Consider the following 20,819-nt stretch of genomic DNA (forward strand, 5'->3'; position numbering starts at 1 on the left):
GAGGCTGAAGCCATGACACGACCTCTCCTGCTGGCCGGGGCACTCGCCGGCCCTCTGTACGTCGGGATCGGCACCGTCGAGGCGATCGTCCGCGACGGGTTCGACATCCGCAAGCACTCACTCAGCCTGCTGGCCAACGGGACCGGCGGCTGGGTTCACTCGGTCATGATGGTCGGCACCGGCCTGCTCACAGTGATCGGCGCGATCGCCCTGCGCCGCGCCGGACTCCAATCCCGCTGGGGCATCGGCGGTCTCATCGCGTACGGCGCCGGCGTCGCCGCGGCCGGGTTCATGCGGGCCGATCCGGCGCTCGGCTTCCCGCCCGGCACATCAGATGCCCTGCCGGAGACGGTGAGCTGGCACGGGTTCGGGCACGTCATCGCCGGGATGATCGGGTTCATCGGGCTGATCGTTGCGTGCTTCGTGCTCAGCCGGTGGTTCGGGCGACGGCGCTCGGCCGGCTGGTCGCGGTTCTCGCTGGTCACCGGTGTCGTGTACTTCCTCGGCCTCGCCGGGCTCGCCGCCGGCGCCGGCAGCGCGGTCGTCAACCTCGGCTTCACCGTCGCTGTCATTCTGGGCTGGACCTGGATCACCATGCTGATGCTGCGCGCTCGCGCGGAGGGGAGTCTGCGATGAAGTTCACGGCCGAGCTCGAGTCCACCGGGAAGACGACCGCCGGATTCGAGGTGTCCGCCGAGATCGTCGAGGCGCTCGGGGGCGGTGCGCACCCGAAGGTCAGCGTGACCGTCAACGGGCTCACCTTCCGCACCTCGATCGCCCGGATGGGCGGGCGGTATCTGCTCGGCGTCAGCGCGGACCGTCGTACTGCTGCCGGGGTGTCCGCCGGGGACGTGCTGGAGGTCGATGTCGAACTCGACACGGCTCCGCGCGAGGTCGACGTACCGGAGGAGTTCGCGGCAGCGCTCGCCGCCGACGCCAAGGCACAGGAGTTCTGGCAGACGCTGAGCTACAGCAAGCAGCAGTGGCACGTCCTGCAGGTGACCGGGGCCAAGACCGAAGAGACCAAGGCGCGGCGGATCGAGAAGTCGATCGGGATGCTGCGCGAGGGCCGGGCCCGGTAATGCGATTCATCGCGTTGCTGCGCACGTCCGAGTCCCACGGCTTCCCGCCGCCCGCCTTGCACGAAGGCATCGCGGCCCTCAGCGCCGAGGCTGCGCGCAGTGGGGTCCTCGTCGACACGGCCGGCCTGCTCCCGGTCGCGACCGCCACCCGGGTGGCCGTCTCCGCCGGCCGGCTCACCGTCACCGACGGCCCGTTCGAGGACCCGACCCCGCTCGGCGCCTACGCCCTGTACGACGTTCCCACGCGGGCCGACGCGATCCGCTGGACCGAGCGCTTCATGGACCTCCACCGCCGTACCTGGCCCGGCTGGGAAGGCGAGTCCGAGATCCGCCGGATCATCTGAACCCCTTCCGGTGCGGCTCGCGGCCCTTGACACCGGCATCCGGCGGAGATCCTGGTCGACTAATGCGGCTAAGTGCACTGGTCCGACCAGCGACCGGGTCGCCGACCGAGCGGGAGGCGCCGACCACTCATCGCACTCAGTACTTCGAGATGTTCGGTCACCGGGCCATCTGGCACGAAGGATGGAAGGCGGTCGCCACCGGGTTCTCCTTGTTCGTGAAGGACGGGCATTGGTGTTCGACCACAACTCGAGCACGATCTTCTGTCGGCGTCAGCAGTAGGAGCGGCAGCCGCGGTCGGTGCCGTAGGCGCGGTGGGCTTTGGCGACTGCGGTGACGGGTGAGAGTTGGCGGCGCTCGCGCCAGGCGTCCAAGAAGGGTTGCGGCGAGACGGACCCGCGGCGGATCCACCATCGTTCAGGCGGGGTCGGCCAGCTGATGCCGAAGTGCAGGTGCGGCGGGGTGACGCGGGCGCTGCCGGTGTTCCCGATCGACCCGAGCACCTGCCCGGCGCGGACGCTCAGACCAGGCTCGATCCCGCTCGCGATCGCCGACAGGTGCGACCCGTAGTACCGCACCCCGTCAATCCCCACCACCGACACCGACAACCCACCCCGGTCCCGCCCCACATTGCTCCGCGGATCCCACCGATCGACCCGCGTCACCTCGTCAACCCGCCCATCCACCGGCGACACAAACCTGCAGCCCTTCTCCGCAAAGATGTCCGCAGCCGGATAGTCATGATGACTCCGCGACGCGGAAGCCTGACAACCAGCCACCGGGAAGACGTACCCGATCCTTGCCGTAGGCAAGGATGAAGCCGGCGGTGACACAGTCGGTGGGCTTGAACCTCGGGTGGGTTCGGTCGGGACGGGATCAGTCCCGGTGGTTGTCGGCGTAGGCACGGTCGGCGCGTCCGATTCGGTCTCGTCGAACGCCCCCGTCGACGACAGTGCGATCAGACCACCGGCTGTGACCAGGGTGGCCGCTGCCAGGAACACCGCCCAGACCGACCGCCTCACGAGAACCAGAAGGCGTTCACGACCGCGGTCGGGTACACCGTCTCGCAGGGAATGCCGTTGTTGTCGGCATCCATTCGCGCGGGCCGGTCGTAGTACCACCAGTAGGCGACCGCTTCTCCGTACGTCGCTCCGCGAGCAGCGAGATCGCGACAGAACAGACCTGCCGTCAGCGGTGCGATGCCAGAGATCTCACGCCCGTGCCAGTAGAGCGCGACATCACCGCGCGGATAGACGGTCTCGCACGGGATTCCGTTGCGGTCGGCATCCATCTTGTTCGGTTGGCCGTGCAGTCGCCAGTAGTCGATCGCCGCCACGTAGCTGTAGCCCTTGGCCTTCAGATCCCGGCAGAACAGTCCGGCCGGCAACGCCCGGACATCTCCGGCACCCTTCGGCACCGTAGCGGTGCCCTTCACCGATGGCGCGACCGTCACCGTCTTCACCGAAGCCGGCGCCGACGTCGGCGCCGAAGCCGTGGCCGGCGCTGTGGCCGTCGGTGTGTTGGCCGACTGGTCGGCCGGATCAGTGCGGTTGAGCAGGATGACCAGCCAGGTGAGCAGGACGAGGATGACTCCGATCGCGACTCCGGCCAGCGCCGCCAGCGTCGCGTTACCGCGATCCGGCCCGGTGACCTTGCGATGGTTTGTGACAGAACGCAGTTCTCCATACATGATTCCCCCGCGCTCATTCAAACGTCGTGGCTGTGCGTTGTCCATGGTTGGTGTTCACCAGGACGACAGGTGGTGGTCATGGGAAAGGGTGATGATCGCGGCGGATTCCGCCATCCGAGAGGACACACGATGGGCCGCTCTCACGACCACCCGCACACGCACGACCACAGCCACGGACATGGGCACGGGCATGACCACGGGGACGGGCATCACCATCACCATCACCATCCGAACACGGAGTTGGATGCGGCGACGTTGGCTGCGTTGGATGAGTCGGTGCCGGACAGTGAGCTGGCGCCGAGTGAGGTGTCGCGGCGGGCGTTGCTGCGGTCGGCCGGGATTCTCGGAGGCACGGCGGCCCTGGCCGTCACCGGAGCTGGGCTCGCCGCGACCCCGGCCGCGGCCACCGGCGATGGCTGGATCTTCCGGCCGGGGAGCCGCCCGAAGGTCTGGCTGGCCGGCGATCACCACATTCACACGCAGCTGAGCTCCGATGGCATGTACCGGGTGATCGACCAGGCGCGGCATGCGACGGCGTACGGGCTGGACTGGCTCGTCATCACCGACCACGGCGGCGCGACACACGCCCGGATCGGGGTTGACCTGGTCAACCCGCAGATCAAGGCGGCCCGCACGGAGCTGCGTAACACGCTGATCTTCCAGGGCCTGGAGTGGAACATCCCCGCGGCCGAGCACGGCACCGTCTTCGTCGCGCCGGGCAGCCGCGAGGTCGACGTACTGAAGCAGTTCGAGAACACGTACGACGGCAGCGTGAAAGGCGCGGGCGCGAACACGCCAGCCAACGAGGCGCTCGCGGTGTCCGGCATCCAGTGGCTCGGTCAGCAGGTGGACCAGCGTCGGGTCGCGGATGCGTTGTTCCTGGCCAACCACCCGGCCCGCAACGGCATCGACAGCCCGCACGAGATCCGCAACTGGCGTGACGCCGACCCGCGGATCGCGGTCGGGTTCGAGGGCGCGCCGGGTCATCAGGCGGCCGGTCTGCCAAAGGGCGCTGCCAGCGCCCGTGGCTTCTACGGCAACTCGCCGAACGCGAACTCGTTCCCCGGCTACCCGGCCGAGAGCTACCGCACCTGGGGCGGATTCGACTGGATGACGTCAACCGTCGGCGGGCTCTGGGACAGCCTGCTCGCCGAGGGCAAGCCGTGGTGGATCAGCGCCAACTCCGACTCGCACGTGAACTGGAACGAGACCGCACGCCGTCCGGACGGTTCGAGCCAGGCACAGTTCGATCGCGACGGCCGCTACATGGACCCGGTCTACGGCAACACGGTCAACTCCAGCGCGGGCGACTTCTGGCCCGGCTTCTACAGCCGTACCCACGTCGGCGCGGACCGGCGCGACTACCTCGCGGTGATGGAGGGCCTGCGCAACGGCCGCGTCTGGGTCGACCACGGCGCACTCGTGAAGGGTGTCGAGGTTGAGGTCCGCGAGGTCGGCAAACGGTACGGCGAACCACTCGGCGGAGCGTTGATCACGCGCAAGGGCCGTGCTCTCGAGCTCGTCGTACGGATCACCGCACAGACCATGCCGAACTGGGCGAACTTCGTACCGACCCTCAACCGCGTCGACGTCATCCAGGGCGCGGTGACCGGACCGGTCGCCGATCGCGACACCTTCACGACCCCGAACACCAAGGTCGTCCGGCAGTGGGACACCTCGGGCCGCCGCGGCACGTTCGAGCTGGTGTACCCGCTGGGCAAGGCGGAGGCGCCGTTCTACGTCCGCGTCCGCGGCACCGACGGGAACCGCAGCCAGCCCGGGTACCTCGGTGCGGTGGTCGACCCGGCCGGTCCGCAGCTCGACGTGGTCGGCGACGCGGACCCGTGGATCGACCTGTGGTTCTACACGAACCCGATCTGGGTGCTGCCGAAGTAATGATCATCGCGATCGACGCGGACAGCCGGGACACGGCCGAGGCCGACCACCTGCTCTACTCCCTGCTCGACGCCGTGCGTCAGCCGGTCGTCGCCTGCACCCACATGGTGTCAGGCGGCGACCGCCCGCACGTCGCGGTATCCGTCATGAGTGCGGCCGACCTGGCCGACGAAGTCCGCGAGCACTTCGCCGATCGCCACGTCGGCCTCGCGATCACCCGGCCCGGCGCGTCCGGTCCGGAGCTCGCCGGCCCGAGTCAGCTCGTCCGTGGTGCGTACGTCGCCGCCGTCGAAGCGGCCCTCGGTACGGCGGGACGCGCGGTCCGCTGGCCCGGACACGAACAGGCCCACGGCATCCTGCCCGCCGCGGAACTCCGCACCCGCTGCGGCATCGACCACCTCGAAGTCGTCGGCGGTCTCCCGATCACCGACGACTCCCTGATCGACACCCGCGACTTCCTCCGCCCCCTGCGCCGCGACGGCCGGCTGATCCTCCAACTCCAGCCAGCCGCCGACAACCTCCTGATCCCCTTCGAACTCCAACACCAGCAAAAGTGCTGCGCCGATCACTAACGCCTGTCGTCCCAGGCAGTAGAAGAGCGCAGTACTTCGGGGAGGGGCCCGACGACTCCGAGGCGTTGGGTGCAACGGGTCAGCGCGACGTACAGGTCCCGCAAGCCACGGGGTGACTCGACCAGGATGCCGTCGGGGTCGACGACGAGGACCGAGTCGAACTCCAGGCCCTTGGCGCCTGCCGCACTCAGCACCGTCACGTCACCCACCTGAGCGACGGCCTCCTGCACCAGCTCGAGGCGACTGCGCGAGGTGATCACACCGACCTTCCCGTGCTGCGTCTCCTCCGCCGCGACCTTGTGGACGTACGCCGCCTGGTCCGCCGGCGCGATGTCCGCGTGCCAGGGCCGTACGCCGGTCGACCGGACCGAACGCGGCGCCTTCGCCCGCGGATCCACCTCGCGGAGAACGGCGCCGGCGAGCTCCATCACCTCGGCCGGCGTGCGGTAGTTGAGCGTCAGCTCGGCCAGCCGCCACCGCTTCCCGAAGGTCGCGCCGAGCGCGCCTTCCCAGCTCGTCCCGCCGCCGACCGCACCGGTCTGCGCGACGTCGCCGACGACCGTCATCGAGCGAAGCGGACACCGCCGCGCGATCGCCCGCCACGCCATCGGGGTCAGCTCCTGCGCCTCGTCCACGATCACGTGCCCGTACGTCCACCGCCGGTCGGCGCCGGCCCGGTCGGCCAGTGTCCGGTCGTCGTCGGCCTCGTACCGCTCCGCCAGCGCCTCGGCGTCGAGGATGTCCTTCGCGGTCAGCACCTCCGCGTCGTCGTCCTCGTCGAAGTCCGTCGACGCCGAACCGGTCAGCACGTCCAATGACCCTTGTGCGTAAGCGATCGCCCGCGCCCGCGCCGCCTTCTCCTTCGCGGCCTCACGTCCGTCGTCACCGAGCAGTTCGGCCGCTTCGTCGAGCAGTGGTACGTCGGACGGGCTCCAGTCATCGCCGTACCGCAGCAGGTGTTCGCGATCGAGCACACTCAGCTGTGGCGCGGCCAGGGCCAGCCGATCCTCGTCGCCGTACAGGTCCTCGAGGAGTCTCTGCGGACTGAGCGTCGGCCAGAGCTGGTCGAGCACAGCCTGGACGGCCGGCTCGGCGAGCACCTCCTTGCGCAGTTCCGCACGGTCGTAGTCGTCGAGCAGGTTCTCGCCGCCGAGGGGGTCGGCGCCGATGATGTCGGCGTACTGGTCGGTGAGAAAGTCGACGATCTCGGTGAGGAAGTACGGCCGGGCCTGGTTGTGGGTGAGGTTCCGGCCCCGCGCCCGCGCGCGTGCGTCGGCGCAGACCTCGGGGTCGAGCCGGAGCACGGTCTGCTCGACGGTCACGTGGATCGGCCGGTCGGGGACCCACTGCCGGTCGTCGACCGCTTTGGCGATCACCTCGGCCATCACCGCACGGCCCTTCACCTCGGCGCTCTCCGCGTCCTCCGGCCGGGTCGCGGTCAGGTCCGGGTACAGCTCGGCGACGGTGACGAGCCGGACGCCGTCCTCACCGAGTGACGGGAGCACCTCGCCGATGAACCGCAGGAACGCCGGATTCGGCCCGACCACCAGAATTCCACGCTTTTCCAGTTGCTTTCGGTGGGTGTAAAGCAAATAGGCCGCCCGGTGCAGCGCGATGGCCGTCTTGCCGGTGCCCGGACCGCCCTGGACGACCAGGATTCCGGGCAGTTCGGAGCGGATGATCCGGTCCTGGTCGGCCTGGATCGTCTGCACGATCGACTCCATCCGGCCGGTCCGGCGGGCTTCCAGTGCGGCGAGCAGCACGGCCTCACCCATCACCCCGGTACCGGGTTTGGACGCGTCGGGCGCGTGCCGGTCCAGGTCGAGCTGCTCGTCCTGGACGTCGGTCACCGTGCGCAGCCGGGTCTGGATGTGCCGGCGCCGGACCACGCCCTCGTTCGCGACCGCGGTGGCGATGTAGAACGGGCGGGCCGCGGGCGCGCGCCAGTCGACCAGTAACGGTTCGTAGTCGTCGTCGTGCAACCCGAGCCGGCCGATGTGCAGGGTCTCGCCGGCCGCGTCGTCCAGGCGGCCGAAGTACAGGCCTTCCTCGGCCGAGTTGAGCCGGGCCAGCCGGGAGTTCAGCTCGCGGATCCGGCCGTCGCGCTGGTGCAGGGCCTGCGCGTTGCGGGTCTGGACGAGCTGCTCGTCCTGCTTGCGGGCCTCCGCCCGCTCACGCTCGGCGTCGAGCGCTGCGTAGAAAGTCGTCAGGTGAACCTGCTCGACCTGCACCGGATTCGGCAATTCCAACCCCTTGTGATAAACTACGATCCGTTGGTTCCCAGAGACCAATTCATGGAATTCTCTGGTGGTAGCCACAAATCCCTGATTTTATCCTCTTCCGCGTATTTTCTGTACTGCGCCCGGTCTCCGGCTTGACCTCAAGTCTTGTTGAGGTACTAGCGTCCCGGGCGTGACCGTTCACCCGCTGCGGCTGGCCCTGCTCACCCGCAATGTCGACGCCGGTCGCTTCGGCACTCTGGTCACCCGCTGGTTCGCCCGTCAGGTCGAGCGATCCGACGACTTCAAGCTCGACGTGATCGACCTGAGCGCCGTACCACTCGCTGAGCTGCCGGCCCGGATCGCCGAGGCCGACGCCGTGGTGATCGTCACCGCCGAGTACAACCACGCGTACCCGGGCGACCTCAAGACCGCGATCGACGCGGTACGCCGGCCTTGGTACGGCAAGCCGATCGCCTTCGTCGTGTACGGCGGCCGATCCGGCGGACTGCGCGCCGCCGAGCAGCTCCGGCTGGTCTTCGGCGAGCTTCACGCGGTCACGATTCGCGACACCCTCGGCTTCCACGAGACGGACTTCACCGCCGACGGCGAGCCGACCGACCCGACCACCCCGGCCGCCGCCTCGGCCCTGCTCACCCAGCTCGCCTGGTGGGCCCGGGCGCTCCGGGACGCCCGCGCCCAAACCCGCTACCCGGCCTAGCGGAATAGGTATCCCGCGGTCGCGGTTGCTGGTTGAACGTGAGTGCCGAACCGATGCCCCTGTCCGTACTCGACCTCTCGCCGGTGCCGACGGGATCCCGGCCGTCCCAGGCGCTGCACGAGACGCTCGAACTGGCCCGGACCGCCGAGGCCGCCGGGTACCACCGCTACTGGCTGGCGGAGCATCACAACATCTCAAGCGTGGTCAGCTCGAGTCCCGAGGTGATGATCGCGGCCGTCGCCGCGGCCACCTCGCGCATCCGGGTCGGCTCCGGCGGCATCATGTTGCCGAACCACTCACCGCTGAAGGTCGCCGAGACGTTCCGCGTGCTGGCCGGGCTGCATCCCGAACGCATCGACCTCGGCATCGGCCGCGCACCCGGCACCGACCAGCGGACCGCGCTCGCCCTGCGCCGCAGCCGCGAAGCGCTCGGCGCGGACGACTTCCCCGAGCAGTACGCCGAGCTCCGCGCGTACGCCGAGGGCTTCCCGGCCGGCCACCCGTTCGCGCCGATCTCCGCGCAACCGGACGACGTACCACTGCCGCCGGTGTGGATCCTCGGCTCCAGCACGTACGGCGGCCAGGCCGCGGCCGCCCTGGGGACGGGCTTCGCGTACGCCGGTCACTTCGGCACGCTGGACCCGGCCGGCGTGATCGCGTCGTACCGCGAGGACTTCCAGCCCTCGGACCACCAGTCGGAGCCCCACGTCATCCTCGCCCTGGCCGCGATCGTGGCCGACACCGAGGAACGCGCTCAGCAGTTGGCCCAAGCCAACGCCCTCTCCATGCTCCGCCTCCGCTCCGGCCGTCCCGGCCCCCTCCCGTCCCCCGAGGAAGCGGCCGCCTACCCCTGGTCGGACGCCGAACGCGCCGCCGTCGAAGAATGGTCCGGCCTGGTCTCCGTCGGCACCCCCGACCAGGTAGCCGCCGATCTCTCCCGCCGAGCCAAAGCCGCCGACGCCGACGAACTCATCATCACCACCAACATCCACAACCCCACCGAACGCCGCCACTCCTACACCCAACTAGCCAAAACCTGGGGCCTCACCCCGCGCTGACCACCCCCCGCCCGCCTGCCCTGACCCCAGCCGCTCACAGGCGGTGCTTTGGCTAGGCACCGAGCGGTCAGCCGAGAGACAACCTGCAAAGCACCGACTGGGAGCTACCCGCACCACCCAGCGGCGGCTGCGGCAGCCTCCTACGCCCCACCCCGAACGTGCTCGAAGATCAAGCTCGTCTCGGCATGCACCACCGCCGGATCCGCGGTCAGGTGATCCAGCACGAATTCCCGCAGTGCATCAGGCGACGCCGCTGACACATGCAGCAGGTAGTCATTCGCTCCGCTGACATGGAACAGCGACAGCACCCCCGGCAACTCCGGGGCCTTCGTCCGGAAGCGGTTGATCTCATCCCGTGAGTGCGCCCCGATGCGCACCGCGACCAGCGCCTGCAGCGGCTGCCCCAGCGCAGCCAGATCCACATCGGCGTGGAACCCCCGGATCACCCCACGTTCCCGCAGGGACCGCACCCGCATCAGGCAGGTCGACGGCGCGATACCGGTCGCCTCCGCGAGCGCGTTGTTCGGCATCCGGCCGTCGGCCGTCAGCAGCCGAACCAGCTCCCGATCCACCTCGTCGAGCCCGCCAGCGGCCGGCCGCGGGGCCGGTCCGGGGGTCCGACGATCCTTCGGCATGACACCACTGTAGGACTCCTTCACAGAATCCACAGCGTGTGGATAGGCCTGTGGATGAATTTTCTTCGGAACTCTTGCGGTAGATCTGCAGAAGATTCCATCCTCGTCGCCGAGCATCCCAGTGCAGCCGAAGGGGAGGCAGGTATGACCCAGCTCGACACCCGGTCGGTCCACGCCGGCCGCGACGACCTGACCGCGCTCGGCGTCCACGTCCCGCCGATCGACCTGTCCACGACGTACCCGCTCCCCGGAGTGACTGCCGGCGGGACGTCGTACGACGAACTCACCCAGGGCAACGGTCCGGATAGCGGCAGCCTCGTCTACCAGCGGCTGTGGAACCCGACCGTCGCCCGGTTCGAGGACGCGCTCGCTGAGCTCGAGCACACCGAGGGCGCGGCCGCCTTCGGTTCCGGCATGGCCGCGCTGACCGCCTGCTTACTCGCCACCGTCGCCGCCGGCCGACCGCACGTGGTCGCCGTACGGCCCCTGTACGGCGGCTCCGACCACCTGTTATCCACAGGCCTCCTGGGTACGACGGTCAGCTGGGCCTCCGTCACCTCGATCGCGGAGGTGATCCGGCCGGAGACCGGTTTGGTGATCGTCGAGACGCCGGCCAACCCGACCGTGGAGCTGGTGGACATCGCGGCGGTAGTGCGACAGGCCGGCGACGTACCGGTGCTTGTGGACAACACGTTCGCGACGCCGGTCCTGCAACAGCCGGCTCGGCACGGGGCGAGCCTGGTGTTGCACTCGGCAACCAAGTACCTCGGCGGCCACGGCGACGTCATGGGCGGCGTCGTCGCGGCCGGCGCGGAATGGATCGCCCGGCTCCGCCAGATCCGGGCTGTGACCGGTGGCCTGCTGCACCCGCTGGCGGCGTACGAACTGCACCGGGGACTGCAGACGCTGCCAGTGCGAGTACGGGCGCAGCAGGCGACCGCCATGAAAGTCGCCGACTGGCTCTCAGCCCAGCCGTCTGTGGACAAGGTCTACTATCCCGGCCTGACTGATCCACAGAGCCTGATCGGCCGCCAGCAATCCGGCCCGGGCGCCGTCCTGGCCTTCACCGTGGCAGGCGGCTACGACGTGGCAGCCCGAGTGGCCGCCAACCTCCGCCTGATCACCCACGCGGTCTCCCTCGGCGGCGTCGACACCCTCATCCAGCACCCCGCCGCCCTCACCCACCGCCTGGTAACCCCCGAAGCCAAACCCCCCACCAACCTCCTCCGCCTGAGCCTCGGCCTGGAAGACGCCCAAGACTTGAGCACTGACCTGGCCCAGGCCCTCACCCAGCCCTGACCGGTCACGTCCTCCCGCCCCGCCGCCGCCCCCAACTCCCGCCGGGGCCAGTGCCGCCCGTCAGGCCGGCACAGGCGTTGGACGGGTGAGGACTCGGTCGATGATGCCGTAGTCGCGGGCTGCCTCTGGGGTGAACCAGCGGTCGCGGTCGAAGTCGGTGGTGATCCGGTCGACCGGCTGGCCGGTGCGGTCGCTGATCAGCCTGGCCAGGTCCTCACGCGCCTTGATCGCCTGTTCCGCCTGGGTCTTGATGTCGGACGCCGTACCACCGATGCCGCCGGTCGGCTGGTGCATCATGATCCGCGCGTGCGGCAGCGCGTACCGCTTCCCGGGCGCGCCACAGGTCAGCAGCACCTGCCCCATCGACGCGACCATCCCCAGCGCGTACGTCGCCACGTCGTTGGAGATGAAGTTCATCGTGTCGTAGATCGCCAGCCCGGCCGACACCGAGCCGCCGGGGGAGTTGATGTAGAGCGAGATGTCCGCCTTCGGGTCCTCGGCGTTCAGCAGGATCAGCTGGGCGCACAAAGCGTTGGCGTTCTCGTCCTTGATCTCGCCGCGGAGTACGAGGATGCGCTGCCACAGCAGTCGCTGGTAGATGTGATGGTCGAGGGTGTTCGGTAGCTCCGTCATCCGCGTCCTCGCTTCGCTGCGGGCGCGGATGACCGAAGGTCGCTGTGCTTGATGGTGAACTCACGTTGTTCGTTCATGGGCCCAGCCTGCGCGCGCACCACCTGGGAGCGCCCGGGAATCTGCCCGTGGCAGATCTGCCCACCGCAGACCTGGCCGGGATGGCACACTCGGTACAGGACATCCGGAGGCGAGGAGGGCCAGACGTGTTGCTACGCCAGGTGATCGGGAACGTCTTCCGCCGGCTGCGGCGCGAGCGGGGGATCACCCTGCGCGAGCTCGCCGAGCTGGCTCAGGTGTCGGTGCCCTACCTGTCCGAGATCGAGCGCGGCCGCAAGGAGCCGTCGTCCGAGATCCTCGCCGCGATCTGCCGCGCGCTCGACCTCGAGCTGACCGACCTGCTGGCCGAGGTGCAGTTCGACCTGGCCACCGCGGTCCGGTCCACGCTGCCGATCCGCCTGCAGACCGCCGCGATCCGCGTCGAGCAGTCGGCCCCGCCGCGGATCACCTCGACCCCACGTGCCTACTCCGGCTCGGCCGAGGCGTTCTGCCTGGTCGCGTAGGTCGTGCGGTGGTATGACAACCCGGCCGCACGGGCCTGGCGTACGACGCCCGCGCCGGCCGAGGTACTCGCGTTCCACCAAAGCCTGCCCGGCTACCGCCCGACACCACTGACACCTGTCCCGTCGCTGGCGGCGGAGTTGGGTGTCGGACGGGTCCTGGTGAAGGACGAGTCGCACCGGCTCGGCCTGCCCGCTTTCAAGGCGCTCGGCGCGTGGTGGGCGATCCACCGCACTCTGCAGGACCATCCAGAGGCGGTCGAGCTCGTCACCGCGACCGATGGCAACCACGGCCGGGCGGTCGCACGTCGAGCCGCCATGCTCGGTCTGCCGTCCCACGTGTTCGTCCCGGATGCCGTGAGCGACGCCGCGATCGACGCCATCCGCTCCGAGGGCGCGACGGTGACCGTCGTACCTGACTCGTACGACGCCGCAGTCGCCGAGGCAGCGTCGTACGCGGTGGACAACCGGCTGCTGATCCAGGACTCGGCGTGGCCCGGGTACGAGGTGGTCCCGCAGCACATCGTGGACGGCTACTCGACTCTGTTCCGGGAGATCGACGTACAGCCCGACCTGGTGGTCGTACCGATGGGTGTGGGATCGATCGCCCAGGCCGCGGTCACTCACTACCGGAGTGGTCCCTCTGCACCGGCCGTGCTCGGTGTTGAGCCCGCCAGCGCGTCCTGCGTCACCACGAGCCTGCTGGCCGGTGAGCTCGTCACTGTGCCCACTGGCAAGACCGTGATGGCCGGCCTGAACTGCGGTACGCCGTCCAGCCTCGCCTGGCCCGTACTACGCGCAGGCCTCGACTACGCGGTGACAGTCGAAGACGACGAGGCCCTGCAGGCGGCAGACGACCTGAAGACCGCCGGAATCTCGTCAGGCCCCAGCGGCGCAGCCACCCTGGCCGCCCTCCGCACAGCCCACCACCGCCTGAACCTCACCCCCAGCAGCACAGTAATCCTCCTCAACACCGAAGCCGCCCACCCCTAAAGCAGACGACCGAACCGCCCCCACGTCCTAGCCTGACCAGATGCAGCCTCACGTGGGCAGTCCCGTCGAGTTGGTCGTGCGGTTTGCGGTTGACGATCGCGAGTTGTCGAGGTTGCATGCGTTGGCCTTTGGGGGTGAGGGGGCGGAGGTGGTGGCGTGGGCAGAGCGGTTGGAGCGGTGGGCGCTCAGCTGGGTAGGTGCTTTTAGCCACGACCAGTTGGTGGGATTCGTGCAGGTGTGTTGGGACGGCGGTTCGCACGCGTTCGTGCTGGACACCGCCGTACATCCGGAGCACGGGCGGCAAGGGATCGGCAAGCGGCTCGTGCTGGCCGCGGCGGAGGAGGCGAAGGCGGCCGGGTGCGAGTGGCTGCATGTGGACTATGAGCCGCACCTGACCGCCTTCTACGTCGACGCCTGCGGTTTCACGCCGACCGACGCGGCGCTTCTCAGGCTGAGATAGCGGTCAACCGCTCGGTCGAGACGCACGAGATCAGGCAGCGTTCCTTCGCGTCCCCGAGCAGGTCGGCGGTCCAGCGGGTGAAGCCGCCGTCGCCCAGTTCCGACCCGTCGCAGCCGATGCCGATCGCCGTACCGGAGTAGTAGTTCGCGCCCCTCGTCCGAGCGGTGTCCTCGGTGAAGTCGGTCTTCAGGGCAGGGCGAACCGTGTCGTCGATCCGCTCGCGCACAGTCGACGGCGTGAACGTGGTGAAGGTGAACTCGGCCGCGTCACCCAGTACGTCGTACCAGTAGCGCAGGTGATCGATCAGCAGCTCGGCCTCGGTCCGGCCCGAGCCGGTGTCCCGCGCGCTCGACACCAGCGCGAAGAGCTGGAAGTGCGCGAACATCCCAGGACCCTCGACGGCCTGGGCCCGGACGACCCGTTGGCACGCGGCCAGGTCCACTCTCGGTTGGCCGGCACGACGTCGTACGGCGGCCTCGATCGCGAGCTCGTTCGTGGGGTCGCTGGCGACTTCGGTCGAGCGCATCGTGCTCAGCACCTGGTGCTGGTTGATGGTGGCGATCGCCGAGCAGGTGCCGAGCGGTGTCACCGGCGACAACTCGACACCGGCGAACTGCGCCGGCAGCAGCTCCCACAGCCGCTGCTGGGTCTTCACGAGCTGTCGCGGGTCGGAGGTCGACGGCCGGACGAACCGGTCCTGCTGCCATCGCTGGAGCAGCCGCGCCGGTGTCACCTTCGCGGCCCGTTCCCGACTCACGTCCAGCAGCACCGACTGCAGATCGGACGGACTCAGCCCGTCGCTCAGCGCCTCCTGGCTGCCCTCCGGCAGCTTGGCCCAGATTCGCTCGCTCACATCACCCATCGCCCTACTCTGACCGACGCACGGACGATGACGCTCCTGATTTCTTCTGTACCTACTAGTATGTCGGTGGCCGATCAAGAGGATGTGGATTGTGTACGCGATGCAGTACGAGATCACGTTGCCGACCGACTACGACATGGGGACCATCCGGCGCCGGGTGGAGACCACCGGGCACCGCCTGGACGACTTCGACGGGCTCGGCGTCAAGGCGTACCTGATCCAGGACCGGGCGAACGGCGCGATGATCAACCAGTACGCGCCGTTCTACCTGTGGAACGACTCGGCCGGGATGGGCCGCTTCCTCTGGGGTGGCGGCTTCTTCACCGCCATCTGTGCGTCGTTCGGCCGCCCGCCGGTGCGTCACTGGACGGGCGTGGAGGCGCTGGCCGGTCCGGACGTCGATCAGCCGGCGTTGAGCGCGACCAGGCAGACACAGACGCTGCCGAGCGATGTGGATCCGGCGGACCCGGTCGGCGAGGCCCTCGAGACGCTGCGCGTCAATGCGGCTCGGGCCGGCGTTCACTCGGCCGCGTTGGCGGTCGACCCGACGCGGTGGGAGTTGGTGCAGTTCACGTTGTGGAGTTCGCCGGAGCCGGGTTCGGTGCCCGGCACGCGGTATCAGGTCCTGCACTTATCCACACCTGGCAGAAAAGACCTGCTTGGGCGCTGATTTCGCCGTATCTTTCAAGACATGAAGTACACGAGCCCGCACCTTTGACGCCCTGACCGCCCCGACCCTGGCCGCCTGCCGAGGAGTCTGTCCAGCCGCATCGTCGCGTACGAGGCGCTGCAGGACTTCATCCCGCTGTATCCGCTGTACCAGTTGCTGTTCGCCGACCACGGGTTGTCGGCCGCCCAGATCTCGATCCTGTTCGTCATCTGGTCGACGACCGCGTTCGTCCTCGAGGTGCCGTCAGGCGCCTGGGCGGACACGTACTCGCGGCGCAAGCTGCTGGTCCTCGGCGCACTGATCAGCGGGCTCGGGTACGCGGCCTGGATCACCGTGCCGTCGTTCGCCGGCTTCGCACTCGGCTTCGTCCTCTGGGGTACGGCGTCCGCGCTGATCTCCGGCACGTTCGAAGCGTTCGTGTACGACGAGTTGGCCGCGCGCGACTGCACCGACAAGTACGCCGGACTGCTCGGTCGAGCGAGATCCGCCGCCCTGATCGCGAACCTGGCCGCGACCGCCTTGGCCGCGCCTTTGTTCGACCTCGGTGGCTACGTCCTCGCGGGCGTGGTCAGCGTCCTCAGCTGCTTGATTCAAGCCGCTGTCGCGTTGACGCTCCCTGAAGCTCCGCCGGTCGAGCCTGCACAACCAGAGGAGGATGAGCCCCAACCGACAACAACGAGAGCGGCGTTGGCCGAGTACTGGTCGATGCTGCGAGCCGGTGTGACCGAAGCGCTGACCAGTCGCGCTGTCCGGAGAGCGGTGGCGCTGGTTGCCCTGCTCGGAGGCTTCCTGGCGTTCGACGAGTACTTCCCGCTGCTCGCGCGGGATGCCGGCGCGACGACGACCTTGGTGCCGTTGCTGATCGCGGTGACCGTGGCCGCGCAGGCGATCGGTGGTGCCCTGGCGGGACCGGCGTACAAGTTGCCAGCGGCGACGTTCGCGGTCGGTCTTGGTGCGACCGCGGCGCTGATCGCCTGGGGTGCGCTGAGTGGGACGACGTGGGGCTTCGGCCCGATCGCGATCGGGTACGGCGTCATGCAACTCGTCATCGTGGTCGCGGAGGCGCGGTTGCAGGACTCGATCACCGGTCCGGCCCGGGCGACCGTGACGTCGGTATCCGGCTTCTTCGCCGAGGTGTTCGCCGTCGCGGTCTACGCGGGGTTCGCGCTCGGGTCGCTGTGGTTCAGCATGTCCGTCCTGGTCGCCGCCCTGACGATCCCGGTCCTGCTGACGGCCCTCGTCGTACCTGTCGCACTCCCAGCCGCCAAGGCGGGAAAGCCGGCCGATGCTGGGGAGGGGGCGGAGGTGGCTGACGGCTAGGTTGCGGTCGAGGCGGCGATGCCGGCGGTGAGTATGGCCAGGCCGGACTCGAAGCCGGTGTCGAAGTCATAGGCGAGTCCCTCGGGGCCGAGCTCACCGACCACGCGGGCGAGGGTCGGCGCCCTGCCTGCGGGGAGCGCCTCGACGCGCGCGAGCAGGTCCGGAGCCAGGTCGAACGTGTCGGAGCGGACCGAGGCCTCGCCGAGAGCGAAGCCGTGGATGAAGTCGACGATCGTGTTCACCGACTCGAAGATCTGCCGCGGCGGCAACCCGGCCCGGTCCAGCGCGCGGTAGAACGGCTCCATCGTCACGACCACGACCTCCGACACCACGGACGTGTCGGCCAGCACCTGCAGTGCGAGGTTCGGATGCGCCTTGAGCGCGTTGCGGTACGCCCGCGCCGCGTCCATCAACTGCTCCTGCCACGGCACCGCGTCACCCGGATCGGATTGCTCCACGCCGGCGAACACCAGCTCCGCGAGCCCACCCAGTACGGCGGCCTTGTTCGGCAGGTGGTGGTAGAGCGACATCGGGTTGACCTCGAGCGTGGAGGCGAGCCGTCGCATGGTCAGCGCGTCGATGCCCTCGTCATCGACGATCCGCAGCGCCGTCGTCAGGATCGCTTCCCGGCTCAGCCGCTCCTCACCGGCGCGGGGCCGGCCAGACCGCTTGCCAGCATTAATCATACGCCGTATGGTACATAACCATACAATGTATGGATAGAACGAGGGAGCACTCAACATGAAGGCGTTGGCGGGGAAGGTTGCGTTGGTGACGGGTGCGACCCGGGCGGCCGGGCGGGGGATCGCGGTCGAACTCGGTGCCGCCGGTGCGACCGTGTACGTGACCGGGCGCAGCACGCGGGGACGGCGGTCGGAGATGAACCGGCCGGAGACGATCGAGGAGACCGCTGAGCTGGTCGACCGCGCCGGCGGCCACGGCATCGCCGTACCGGTGGACCATCTGGACCCCGAGCAGGTCCGCGCACTGGTCGAGCGGATCGAGCGTGAGCAGGGTGCGCTGCACGTCCTGGTGAACGACATCTGGGGTCAGTTCACCGAGCCCGAGTGGGACAAGACTGTCTGGGAGAGTGACCTCGACAACGGCCTGCGGCTGCTCCGGCTCGGTGTCGACACCCATGTGATCACCAGCCATTTCGCGCTGCCGTTGCTGATCAGGTCACCCGGCGGCCTGGTCATCGAGATGACCGACGGCACGAACGAGTACAACGCCGAGAACTACCGCGTCTCGTTCTTCTACGACCTCGCCAAGGGCGCCGTCAGCCGGATCGCGTTCGCGCTCGCTCACGAGCTCGACAAGTACGACGCGACCGCCGTACTGCTCACGCCCGGCTGGCTCCGGTCCGAGTCGATGCTCGAAGGGTTCGGCGTGACCGAGGCGAACTGGCAGGACGCGACCGAGCGGATCCCGCACTTCGCGATCTCCGAAAGTCCGTCGTACGTCGGTCGCGCGGTGGCCGCCCTGGCCGCCGATCCCGACGTACGACGCTGGAACGGCAAGTCCACGTCGAGTGGCGAGCTCGCACAGATCTACGGTTTCACCGACCTCGACGGGAGCCGGCCGGACGCGTGGCGCTACATCGTCGAGGTGCAGGACCCGGGCAAGCCGGCCGACACCACCGGCTACCGCTAAAGCTGGTATGGACAAGTTCAGTCGAGGAGCATCCACGTGGCTAGGGCTGTCATCAGGGTGGCGATGGTGGTGTCGAGGATTTGCCAGGCGCGGGGGCGGGCGAAGAGGGGGGTGAGTTTGCGGGCGAAGAAGCCGAGGGAGAAGAACCAGGTGAACGAGGCGGTGACGGCGCCGAGGCCGTAGATCCAGCGGCCGTCGGCGCCGCGTTGGTTGGCCAGGGAGCCGAGGAGTACGACGGTGTCGAGGTAGACGTGCGGGTTGAGGTACGTGAAGCCGAGGCACGTCAGCAGCACGCTGCGGAGGGCGGCGGGGGCGTGGTCGGCCGGGCTGATGGCGCCGGGGCGGAGAGCGCGCCGGAGAGCGACGGCGGCGTACGCGTAGAGGAAGGCGGCGCCGCCGTACTTCGCGATGTCGAGGGCGAGCTCGCTGCGGGTGAGGAGGGCGCCGAGGCCGGCGATACCGCTGGAGATGAGGAGTGCGTCGGACAGTGCGCAGACCAGCACCACCGGCAGGACGTGCTCGCGGCGCAGGCCCTGGCGCAGCACGAAGGCGTTCTGCGCTCCGATCGCGACGATCAGGGACAGCGTCGTGGCAAAGCCGGCGAGGAGGGGCATGCCTTCGACGGTAGGTGGGCTGCAGGGGTCAGACCAGCTAAAGATTCTGAAGCAGCATTAGCATGGCTTCATCATGCAAATCGACTCCGCACAGCTCGACACCTTCGCGGCCGTGGTCGACGAAGGCAGCTTCGACGCGGCGGCGAGACGGCTGAACATCACGCCGTCCGCGGTGAGCCAGCGCATCAAAGCCCTGGAGAGCCGGCTCGGCCAGGTGGTCGTGATGCGCGGCAAGCCCGCGCGGCCGACGGAGGCGGGCGAGGCGCTCCGAAGGCTGGCGCGGCAGGTCTCGCTGCTGGAGCTGGAGGCGATCGCCGAGGTCCGCGGCCGAATGGACACCCTGCGGCTGCCGATCGCGGTGAACGCGGACTCGCTCAACAACTGGTTCCTGCCGGCGATGCTCGACCTGTCCGAGCAGCACGCGGCGCGGTTCGTCGTCCATCAGGAGGACGAGGAGCACTCGGCCGAGTTCCTCCGCAACGGCACCGTGCTGGCGGCGGTGACGGCGGATCCACGGCCGGTCCAGGGGTGTCGCGTCGTGCCGCTGGGCAAGATGCGGTACCTGCCGGTCGCGACACCTGAGTACGCCGAGCGCTGGCTGACGGGGAAACCATTGCCGGAGGCCCTCGCCGAAGCGCCGATGATGGTGTTCAACAGCAAGGATCTGCTGCAGCACCGGCTGCTCCGCAAGGTCACTCGGCGCAAGCTCGACCCGCCGACGCATGCGGTCCCGGCGCCGGGCGCGTTTCATCAAGCGGTCCGGATCGGGCTCGGCTGGGGCATGATCGAGGACGAGGTCGCTCAGGCCGAGCTGGCCGCCGGCCGTCTGGTGGAGGTTGCCCCCGGCAAGTACATCGACGTACCGCTCTACTGGCAACACTGGAAACTCCAGTCCACCGTCCTCGACGCACTCACCACGGCAGTACTGCGAGCAGCGTCGAAGGGCCTCCGATAACGTCAGCCCCAGCGCATGCCATCGGATTGTCAGGCGGAATCAGTCCCGACGATTCGGTCGGCCATCAGAGCGGCCGATGCATCACGTGGAGGCCGACGTACCCGTGCTTCGGGTGGTTGAAGGCTTCGGGGACCGTGCCGATGATGGTGAAGCCCAGCTCCTGCCAGAGGCGCACCGCGGCCTCGTTGGTCTCCACGACGGCGTTGAACTGGATCGCGCGGAAGCCCGAACGCCTGGCCCAGTCGATCATGTCCTCGCAGAGCAGCCGCCCGACGCCCTTCCCGCGGGCCGCCGAGTCGACCATGAAGCTGGCGCTGGCGACATGCGCGCCGGGACCCGGCCGGTTCGGGTACATGTTCGCGCTGCCCAGAACGGTGCCATCGGCATCGACCGCGACCGTCGTCCGGCTGAGCGGATCGGCCGACGGTGACATCCAGAGCGCACGGCCCTGCTCCTCGGTGAGTTCCGGGTCGTAGGCGTACGTCTCGCGCGCCGTGACGATGTCGTGGAAGAACGGCCAGATGGCCGGCCAGTCGCTCGCGGTCGCGTTCCTGATCTGCATGCGAGAAGCATCACGCGTGCGGCGGA

At 69.0% G+C, this 20,819-nt stretch carries 24 protein-coding genes; 15 read left to right on the top strand and 9 right to left on the bottom strand.

Going from position 1 to position 20,819, the window contains the following annotated elements:
* The first annotated feature begins 12 nt into the window (after positions 1-12).
* Genes AB0F43_RS20105 through AB0F43_RS20115 form a run of 3 tightly spaced genes read left to right on the top strand, consistent with a single transcriptional unit; the run spans position 13 to position 1,426 of the window.
* Positions 13-636 carry a DUF998 domain-containing protein gene (locus tag AB0F43_RS20105; RefSeq protein WP_360478548.1) on the top strand — a complete coding sequence of 208 codons (624 nt, stop codon included), beginning with the start codon at positions 13-15 and terminating at the stop codon, positions 634-636.
* Positions 633-1,082: a YdeI/OmpD-associated family protein gene (locus tag AB0F43_RS20110; protein WP_360478550.1), complete on the top strand. Its 450-nt coding sequence runs from the start codon at positions 633-635 to the stop codon at positions 1,080-1,082. Before AB0F43_RS20105 ends, AB0F43_RS20110 begins: the two co-directional genes overlap by 4 nt.
* On the top strand, positions 1,082-1,426 hold the full coding sequence (locus tag AB0F43_RS20115) for a hypothetical protein (protein ID WP_360478553.1): 345 nt from the start codon (positions 1,082-1,084) through the stop codon (positions 1,424-1,426). Before AB0F43_RS20110 ends, AB0F43_RS20115 begins: the two co-directional genes overlap by 1 nt.
* A gap of 270 nt (positions 1,427-1,696) precedes the next feature.
* Here the strand turns inward: AB0F43_RS20115 and AB0F43_RS20120 are convergent, their stop codons facing one another.
* A complete protein-coding gene (locus AB0F43_RS20120) occupies positions 1,697-2,545 on the bottom strand; it encodes a M23 family metallopeptidase (RefSeq protein WP_360478556.1) in 849 nt (282 codons plus the stop codon).
* Positions 2,443-3,114, bottom strand: a complete 672-nt coding sequence (locus AB0F43_RS20125) for an excalibur calcium-binding domain-containing protein (protein WP_360478559.1) — start codon at positions 3,112-3,114, stop codon at positions 2,443-2,445. Before AB0F43_RS20125 ends, AB0F43_RS20120 begins: the two co-directional genes overlap by 103 nt.
* Positions 3,115-3,390: 276 nt before the next feature.
* On the opposite strand from AB0F43_RS20125, the gene AB0F43_RS20130 reads away from it, so the two are divergent.
* Together AB0F43_RS20130 and AB0F43_RS20135 are read left to right on the top strand one after the other, a co-directional pair.
* Positions 3,391-5,010: a histidinol-phosphatase gene (locus AB0F43_RS20130; RefSeq protein WP_360478562.1), complete on the top strand. Its 1,620-nt coding sequence runs from the start codon at positions 3,391-3,393 to the stop codon at positions 5,008-5,010.
* Complete coding sequence (locus AB0F43_RS20135; protein ID WP_360478564.1) at positions 5,010-5,582, top strand: hypothetical protein; 573 nt, start codon at positions 5,010-5,012, stop codon at positions 5,580-5,582. Before AB0F43_RS20130 ends, AB0F43_RS20135 begins: the two co-directional genes overlap by 1 nt.
* Here the strand turns inward: AB0F43_RS20135 and AB0F43_RS20140 are convergent.
* Positions 5,579-7,831 (bottom strand): helicase, encoded by a 2,253-nt coding sequence (locus AB0F43_RS20140; RefSeq protein ID WP_360478567.1) that lies wholly within the window; start codon positions 7,829-7,831, stop codon positions 5,579-5,581. The two genes, AB0F43_RS20135 and AB0F43_RS20140, sit on opposite strands and share 4 nt — an antisense overlap.
* A gap of 163 nt (positions 7,832-7,994) precedes the next feature.
* On the opposite strand from AB0F43_RS20140, the gene AB0F43_RS20145 reads away from it, so the two are divergent.
* Together AB0F43_RS20145 and AB0F43_RS20150 are read left to right on the top strand one after the other, a co-directional pair.
* Positions 7,995-8,522, top strand: coding sequence for an NAD(P)H-dependent oxidoreductase (locus AB0F43_RS20145; protein WP_360478570.1), 528 nt, complete (start codon positions 7,995-7,997; stop codon positions 8,520-8,522).
* 38 nt (positions 8,523-8,560) lie between these two features.
* Positions 8,561-9,580: an LLM class flavin-dependent oxidoreductase gene (locus tag AB0F43_RS20150; RefSeq protein ID WP_360478573.1), complete on the top strand. Its 1,020-nt coding sequence runs from the start codon at positions 8,561-8,563 to the stop codon at positions 9,578-9,580.
* A 140-nt stretch (positions 9,581-9,720) separates the two neighbouring features.
* Here the strand turns inward: AB0F43_RS20150 and AB0F43_RS20155 are convergent, their stop codons facing one another.
* The gene (locus tag AB0F43_RS20155; RefSeq protein WP_360478576.1) at positions 9,721-10,215 is read right to left on the bottom strand and encodes an Lrp/AsnC family transcriptional regulator; all 495 of its coding nucleotides are present in this window, start codon (positions 10,213-10,215) and stop codon (positions 9,721-9,723) included.
* A 144-nt stretch (positions 10,216-10,359) separates the two neighbouring features.
* Here AB0F43_RS20155 and AB0F43_RS20160 point away from each other — a divergent pair, with 144 nt between their 5' ends.
* A complete protein-coding gene (locus tag AB0F43_RS20160; protein ID WP_360478578.1) occupies positions 10,360-11,514 on the top strand; it encodes a PLP-dependent aspartate aminotransferase family protein in 1,155 nt (384 codons plus the stop codon).
* 60 nt (positions 11,515-11,574) lie between these two features.
* On the opposite strand, the gene AB0F43_RS20165 is transcribed toward AB0F43_RS20160, so the two are convergent.
* The gene (locus AB0F43_RS20165) at positions 11,575-12,147 is read right to left on the bottom strand and encodes an ATP-dependent Clp protease proteolytic subunit (protein WP_360478581.1); all 573 of its coding nucleotides are present in this window, start codon (positions 12,145-12,147) and stop codon (positions 11,575-11,577) included.
* A 203-nt stretch (positions 12,148-12,350) separates the two neighbouring features.
* On the opposite strand from AB0F43_RS20165, the gene AB0F43_RS20170 reads away from it, so the two are divergent.
* The 3 genes from AB0F43_RS20170 to AB0F43_RS20180 are packed head-to-tail and all read left to right on the top strand — an operon-like array spanning position 12,351 to position 14,157.
* On the top strand, positions 12,351-12,707 hold the full coding sequence (locus AB0F43_RS20170) for a helix-turn-helix transcriptional regulator (RefSeq protein ID WP_360478584.1): 357 nt from the start codon (positions 12,351-12,353) through the stop codon (positions 12,705-12,707).
* 3 nt (positions 12,708-12,710) lie between these two features.
* Positions 12,711-13,697, top strand: coding sequence for a pyridoxal-phosphate dependent enzyme (locus tag AB0F43_RS20175; protein ID WP_360478587.1), 987 nt, complete (start codon positions 12,711-12,713; stop codon positions 13,695-13,697).
* Positions 13,698-13,737: 40 nt separating this feature from the next.
* Positions 13,738-14,157: a GNAT family N-acetyltransferase gene (locus AB0F43_RS20180; RefSeq protein WP_360478590.1), complete on the top strand. Its 420-nt coding sequence runs from the start codon at positions 13,738-13,740 to the stop codon at positions 14,155-14,157.
* Here AB0F43_RS20180 and AB0F43_RS20185 read toward each other — a convergent pair.
* Positions 14,144-15,019, bottom strand: a complete 876-nt coding sequence (locus AB0F43_RS20185) for a hypothetical protein (protein ID WP_360478593.1) — start codon at positions 15,017-15,019, stop codon at positions 14,144-14,146. The genes AB0F43_RS20180 and AB0F43_RS20185 overlap by 14 nt on opposite strands.
* A 100-nt stretch (positions 15,020-15,119) precedes the next feature.
* On the opposite strand from AB0F43_RS20185, the gene AB0F43_RS20190 reads away from it, so the two are divergent.
* Complete coding sequence (locus AB0F43_RS20190; protein WP_360478821.1) at positions 15,120-15,689, top strand: DUF4865 family protein; 570 nt, start codon at positions 15,120-15,122, stop codon at positions 15,687-15,689.
* A 135-nt stretch (positions 15,690-15,824) separates the two neighbouring features.
* Positions 15,825-17,009: an MFS transporter gene (locus AB0F43_RS20195; protein WP_360478824.1), complete on the top strand. Its 1,185-nt coding sequence runs from the start codon at positions 15,825-15,827 to the stop codon at positions 17,007-17,009.
* Here AB0F43_RS20195 and AB0F43_RS20200 read toward each other — a convergent pair.
* Positions 17,006-17,695 carry a TetR/AcrR family transcriptional regulator C-terminal domain-containing protein gene (locus tag AB0F43_RS20200; protein WP_360478595.1) on the bottom strand — a complete coding sequence of 230 codons (690 nt, stop codon included), beginning with the start codon at positions 17,693-17,695 and terminating at the stop codon, positions 17,006-17,008. The genes AB0F43_RS20195 and AB0F43_RS20200 overlap by 4 nt on opposite strands.
* 55 nt (positions 17,696-17,750) lie before the next feature.
* Between AB0F43_RS20200 and AB0F43_RS20205 the strand changes: the two genes are divergently transcribed.
* Positions 17,751-18,662 (top strand): SDR family oxidoreductase, encoded by a 912-nt coding sequence (locus AB0F43_RS20205; protein WP_360478598.1) that lies wholly within the window; start codon positions 17,751-17,753, stop codon positions 18,660-18,662.
* A gap of 17 nt (positions 18,663-18,679) precedes the next feature.
* Here AB0F43_RS20205 and AB0F43_RS20210 read toward each other — a convergent pair whose 3' ends face one another.
* Entirely contained in the window at positions 18,680-19,276 is a 597-nt protein-coding gene (locus AB0F43_RS20210; RefSeq protein WP_360478601.1) for a LysE/ArgO family amino acid transporter, read from the bottom strand.
* Positions 19,277-19,349: 73 nt separating this feature from the next.
* Between AB0F43_RS20210 and AB0F43_RS20215 the strand changes: the two genes are divergently transcribed.
* The gene (locus AB0F43_RS20215) at positions 19,350-20,231 is read left to right on the top strand and encodes a LysR family transcriptional regulator ArgP (protein ID WP_360478604.1); all 882 of its coding nucleotides are present in this window, start codon (positions 19,350-19,352) and stop codon (positions 20,229-20,231) included.
* A 64-nt stretch (positions 20,232-20,295) separates the two neighbouring features.
* Here the strand turns inward: AB0F43_RS20215 and AB0F43_RS20220 are convergent, their stop codons facing one another.
* The gene (locus tag AB0F43_RS20220; protein ID WP_360478607.1) at positions 20,296-20,793 is read right to left on the bottom strand and encodes a GNAT family N-acetyltransferase; all 498 of its coding nucleotides are present in this window, start codon (positions 20,791-20,793) and stop codon (positions 20,296-20,298) included.
* Positions 20,794-20,819 lie beyond the last annotated feature (26 nt).

This window comes from Kribbella sp. NPDC023972 (assembly GCF_040639075.1).
GTDB lineage: Bacteria > Actinomycetota > Actinomycetes > Propionibacteriales > Kribbellaceae > Kribbella.